The organism is Streptomyces sp. 8N706 (genome assembly GCF_052245415.1).
In the GTDB taxonomy this organism is placed as follows: domain Bacteria; phylum Actinomycetota; class Actinomycetes; order Streptomycetales; family Streptomycetaceae; genus Streptomyces.
In genome coordinates this window covers 1-4,445 of record NZ_JBQQBW010000211.1, presented here as the reverse complement: position 1 = coordinate 4,445, position 4,445 = coordinate 1, and the positions used below count along the sequence as shown (strand labels likewise).

The following is a 4,445-nucleotide window of genomic DNA, read 5'->3' as shown; positions in this document are numbered from 1 at the left end:
CCCCCCCCCCCACGGTCCTGTCTGCCGCAGCATCGGATCCATGCTGTGGTCCGACCCCTCCGACGAGCCCTCAAAGGAGCTGCGCGACGCCGAGGCGATGCTCCGCCGTGCGGGCTGGGTCCTGGCGGTCGCGATGGTGGTGCTGATGCTGGTGCTGGGGCTGCTCACGCCGCGGCTCTGAGCGCGCGGCCGAGCGGGGGGCGTCCCAGCGCCCACGGCGCTGGGACTGTCGGCTGGTGAGCTGCTGAGCCCGCAGCGCCCGAGACCGCGGGCGTCGGCGGCAGCCGGCCACAGCCCCGGCCCCATAGCCGTCCGGGGCCGCTTCGCGGCCTGTATACCCTGGCCTTCATGACCGAGAAGACCGCCGCCCCACGCCGTACGCTCGTCCTCGCCTCCGCCTCGCCCGCCCGGCTCGGGCTGCTCCGGCAGGCCGGAATGGCGCCCGAGGTGGTCGTCAGCGGGGTGGACGAGGACGCGCTCACCGCCGACTCCCCGGCGGAGCTGGCGCGGGTGCTGGCCGAGGCGAAAGCGGCGGCGGTGGCCGGGCGGCCCGAGGCCGCGGGCGCGCTCGTGGTCGGCTGCGACTCGGTCCTGGAGCTGGACGGGCAGGCACTGGGGAAGCCCGCGGACGCGGAGGACGCCACCGCCCGCTGGAAGTCCATGCGGGGGCGTTCCGGCGTGCTGCGGACCGGCCACTGCGTGATCGACACGGCCGCCGACGGCCGCCGTGCCTCCGCGACCGCATCCACCACCGTGCGCTTCGGCGACCCGACGGACGCCGAGATCGCGGCGTACGTGGCGAGTGGGGAGCCGCTGCACGTGGCGGGCGCGTTCACCCTCGACGGCCGCTCGGCCCCGTTCATCGAGGGCATCGACGGAGACCCCGGCAATGTCATCGGTCTGTCGCTGCCGCTGCTGCGCGTACTGCTCGCCGAGGTGGGCGTGCAGATCACCGACCTCTGGGTGTGAGAGCCGGCTCCCCGGCCCCGTACAGCCGCTCCACGAGGCCGAGGAGCTCCTCGGGTGCGTCGGCCATGACGTCGTGTCCGCTGCGCAGGCTGTGCACCCGCCAGGCCGGGTCCCGGCGCAGCCGCTCGTGGAAGGGTGTGAAGGGGTTGCCCCGGTACCCCGACAGGTGGACGTAGTCCCGTCGCCGGATTCTGTCCGGCGTCCCGGTGAGGCGGATCCGCTGGAGGAACGAGGCGAGCGGGTGGGGTGTGGTCCGGGCATCGAAGGAGGGCAGGGGGGCGCCGCGTAGCCGTTCGCCCCCGATGCCTCGGCGTACCAGCGGTGTTGGGCGTCGGTGCCCAGACTCCAGCAGGAGTCTCCGTCCTCGGGCACGAACGCGTCGACGTAGAGGAGTGCGCCGACGCGCTCGGGAACGCGGTCGGCGGCTCCGGTGACCACCATTCCGGCGTAGCTGTGGCCGCAGAGCACCGCGTCCTCGATCCGCTCGGCCTCCAGCACACTCACCACGTCCTGGACGTGCGTGTCGAGGTTCACCGAAGCGGTCAGCAGATGGCTCCGGTCGCCGACGCCGGTCAGGGTCACCGCGTACGCCTCGTGGCCGTGTTGCCGCAGCCGGTTCGCAAGGGGCCCGAACCACCAACCGCCGTGGCAGGCGCCGGGGACGAGGACGAAGGTCGCCATGGTGCCGCCTCCTCGCTGTCGGACGACCGGGGGGATTTTTGTTCGTGCCGGGCGACGCTCAGCCGGCGGCTTCGGGGCGGTCGAGGATACGGAGCCACGTGCCGTCCGGCTGACGGCGCGCGACCTGGGCCCTGCCGCCGGTGCCGTCCGCGGGACGCGTCGCGGTGAGGGCGAGGTCGCCCCAGAGGAGCGTGGGCAGCGCCTCCTCCGGTTCGAAACGGGGCCGCTGCGCGACCAGCTGGTCGAACACCGCGCGGATCGCATCCCGGCCGACCGTCATGTCTCCGGGCGGGAAACCCAGGACGGCGTCGGGCTCGTAGAGCTCGGCGAGCCCCTCGGCGTCTCCGGCGTTCGCCCGCTCGACGAACAGCCGCGCCAGGTCCTCGGGCCGGGCAGCCCTCTCACGGGCGCCCTTCCCGCGTACAGCGTTCTCCCGTACAGCCGTGTCACGTCCGTCGGACATCTCTCGCCTCACTCCGTGAAGGGCCCGCAGGGCCGCTGGTCCGCCATGCAGCCCGGCGGACTCGGTGGTCACCCCGTCCGCTCCTGCCTCACGGCCGGGCTGCAGGTCCACCCTCCTGGAAAAGCACCCATAAGTCCAAGAACTGGATCATATGGTTGCTAGCATCATTGGTTATGGAGCTCAGGCAGTTGGAGTACTTCGTGGCCGTGGTGGAAGAGGCGAGCTTCACCAAGGCGGCCGCGAAACTGCACATCGCCCAGCCCGGTGTGAGCGCCCAGATCCGGCGGCTCGAACGGGAGCTGGGGCAGGACCTGTTGGACCGCTCGGGCCGTACCGTACGGCTCACCGGGGCAGGCGCCGCCGTGCTCCCCTACGCCCGTGCCGCGCTCGCCGCCGCGGCCGGTGCGAGGCTCGCTGTCGACGAGCTCACCGGACTGCTGCGCGGAAGGGTCGCCGTCGGGATGGTGACCTCATGCGCCCCTCTCGGCCTGCCCGACCTGCTGGCCGACTTCCATGAGAAGCATCCAGGCGTCGAGATCACCCTCAGCGAGGCCAACTCCGACCACTTGGTGGACGCGTTGCGTTCGGGCGGGCTCGACACCGCGGTCATCGGTCTGGCCGCCACGCCGCCGGCGGGTGTCGAGCTCGAGATCGTCGCCGACCAGCCGCTCGTCGCCGCCGTCAGCCGCGACGACCCGCTGTGCGGTCGCACGACGCTCCCTCTTGACGCCCTGCGGGACCGGCCGTTGATCAGCCTTCCCCGGGGCACCGGGCTCCGCTCCTGCCTCGACGACGCCTGTGCCGCCGCGGGCTTCGAACCACGTATCGCCTTCGAGGCCGGTGATCCGCGGGTGCTCGCCCAACTCGCCGCCCGCGGGCTGGGCCTGGCCGTCCTGCCGGAACGCCTCGGCCGGGCCGGCACGGCGGACATCCATGCCCTCACCCTGGTCCGGCCACGGCTGCGCGGGCGTCTTGCCCTCGCCTGGAGAGCCGAAGGACCGATCAGCCCGGCGGCCCGAGAGCTGATCGCCCACGCCCGTACGGTCCTCACGAGCGCCTCGGCCGACGGTGAGCAGCCGGTGGCGGGGTGAGATGAACGGGCGCGGTGCGCCGAAGCCGGCCGAACCCACGACCGCGGCGACGGTACGACCGGCCGCGCGGCGCCGTGCACCGCCAGGCCACGTGGGGCAGGGGAGACGGCCGCGGTGGCGCGACCGCCCCGGCCCGTCACCGCGGGGTCACCGGTCCGCCGGGGCCGCCGGGACCACGACCTCGGCGGACCCACCAGTCATCACTGCCCCGTTCGGCCCATCCGGGCAGAGGAAATCCGACGACGGGAAGCCACGGGCACGGGCGGCCACGGATCCTCGGATCAGACGGGGTTGGCTCCGGGCGCGGCCGGTGGCGGCGCGTCCGCGGGGGCCGCGCCTGTCCCACCGTCGCCGCGAGCTTCGAAGGCGATGAGCGTCAGCACGATCACCGCCAGCCCCAGCATCATGAACAGGAAGGCGCCCCAGCCCACCAGCCCCACCGTGAGCATGCCCAGGACACCGTGCACCACGGCGCAGGTGATGAGCAGAATGCGGGCGAAGCGTCCGGGGGCGCGGTCACGCAGGGCGGCGCGCAGCAGAACGGCGCCACAGAAGGCCAGGTAGAGACCGAAGAGACCACCGGCGATCCAGGTGGATACGGTCATCGCGCCGGAGTCGAGACCGGCCAGCGACATGTCCTGCCGGTCCACAACGACACCGAGGATCATATGGATCAGCCCGATGCCGATCGCCTCCAGGAACAGCAGTACGGCCCCCACCGCGGCCACCGGTCTGCGCCCCACACCGCCCACCCCACTTCCACTGTTACCTGTAGTACAGAAGACATCGCGCACGCTACTAACGGGTAATGCGAGGGACAAGGGGTCTGCGGCTCGCCCGGCCGGGACACATTTATGCGGCAAAGTTTCCGTCCCCCGTTCGTAGGGAGTCAACAAAGAAACCGAGCCCGCCGTCGGCCGTTCGCGCAGAGACCTTGACCACATCGGAGCCGGACGATCCTGTGAGATTTCCGGGCGTACCGTGGGACGACAAGGGCTTTAGGCCGTTGAGCGACGATGGGATGACACTCCGTGTGGGCAAGGTCACGCCCGATGCCGACTCGGCAGGCCGTGTCGGTTGTCCCTAAACTCGCCTTGTTTCAAGGAGGGAGCCATCGTGCGCAAGGTGCTCATCGCCAACCGTGGCGAAATCGCTGTCCGCGTTGCCCGTGCCTGCGGGGATGCCGGGATCGGATCGGTCGCGGTGTACGCCGATCCGGACCGGGACGCACTGCACGTCCG

Annotated in this window: 6 protein-coding genes and 1 pseudogene; 4 read left to right on the top strand and 3 right to left on the bottom strand. The window is 72.0% G+C overall.

Translation table 11 applies throughout. The features are described 5' to 3' along the window. Positions 1 to 40: 40 nt before the first annotated feature. Both mmpB and ACTWQE_RS33695 read left to right on the top strand, forming a co-directional pair. Positions 41 to 181: a morphogenic membrane protein MmpB gene (gene mmpB, locus ACTWQE_RS33700; protein ID WP_443332899.1), complete on the top strand. Its 141-nt coding sequence runs from the start codon at positions 41 to 43 to the stop codon at positions 179 to 181. Positions 182 to 348: 167 nt separating this feature from the next. Continuing rightward, positions 349 to 969, top strand: a complete 621-nt coding sequence (locus ACTWQE_RS33695) for a Maf family protein (RefSeq protein ID WP_443332898.1) — start codon at positions 349 to 351, stop codon at positions 967 to 969. A gap of 417 nt (positions 970 to 1,386) precedes the next feature. Here the strand turns inward: ACTWQE_RS33695 and ACTWQE_RS33690 are convergent. Both ACTWQE_RS33690 and ACTWQE_RS33685 read right to left on the bottom strand, forming a co-directional pair. After that, positions 1,387 to 1,650 (bottom strand): annotated as a pseudogene (locus tag ACTWQE_RS33690) (alpha/beta fold hydrolase); the annotation flags it as partial. 58 nt (positions 1,651 to 1,708) lie between these two features. Beyond that, positions 1,709 to 2,113, bottom strand: coding sequence for a YybH family protein (locus ACTWQE_RS33685; protein WP_443332897.1), 405 nt, complete (start codon positions 2,111 to 2,113; stop codon positions 1,709 to 1,711). A 173-nt stretch (positions 2,114 to 2,286) separates the two neighbouring features. On the opposite strand from ACTWQE_RS33685, the gene ACTWQE_RS33680 reads away from it, so the two are divergent. Further along, positions 2,287 to 3,204, top strand: coding sequence for a LysR family transcriptional regulator (locus tag ACTWQE_RS33680; RefSeq protein ID WP_443332896.1), 918 nt, complete (start codon positions 2,287 to 2,289; stop codon positions 3,202 to 3,204). 281 nt (positions 3,205 to 3,485) lie between these two features. Here ACTWQE_RS33680 and ACTWQE_RS33675 read toward each other — a convergent pair whose 3' ends face one another. Further along, entirely contained in the window at positions 3,486 to 3,947 is a 462-nt protein-coding gene (locus tag ACTWQE_RS33675) for a hypothetical protein (RefSeq protein WP_443332895.1), read from the bottom strand. Between the two features lie 373 nt (positions 3,948 to 4,320). Between ACTWQE_RS33675 and ACTWQE_RS33670 the strand changes: the two genes are divergently transcribed. Further along, on the top strand, positions 4,321 to 4,445 hold a 125-nt coding region (locus tag ACTWQE_RS33670), incomplete at its 3' end, for a biotin carboxylase N-terminal domain-containing protein (RefSeq protein WP_443331388.1).

What these genes read in the sequence shown, in the direction of transcription:
- mmpB (WP_443332899.1), top strand. Translation starts at nt 41, where the DNA reads ATGCTGTGGTCCGACCCCTCCGACGAGCCCTCAAAGGAGCTGCGCGAC.
- ACTWQE_RS33695 (WP_443332898.1), top strand. Translation starts at nt 349, where the DNA reads ATGACCGAGAAGACCGCCGCCCCACGCCGTACGCTCGTCCTCGCCTCC.
- ACTWQE_RS33685 (WP_443332897.1), bottom strand. Translation starts at nt 2,113, where the DNA reads ATGTCCGACGGACGTGACACGGCTGTACGGGAGAACGCTGTACGCGGG.
- ACTWQE_RS33680 (WP_443332896.1), top strand. Translation starts at nt 2,287, where the DNA reads ATGGAGCTCAGGCAGTTGGAGTACTTCGTGGCCGTGGTGGAAGAGGCG.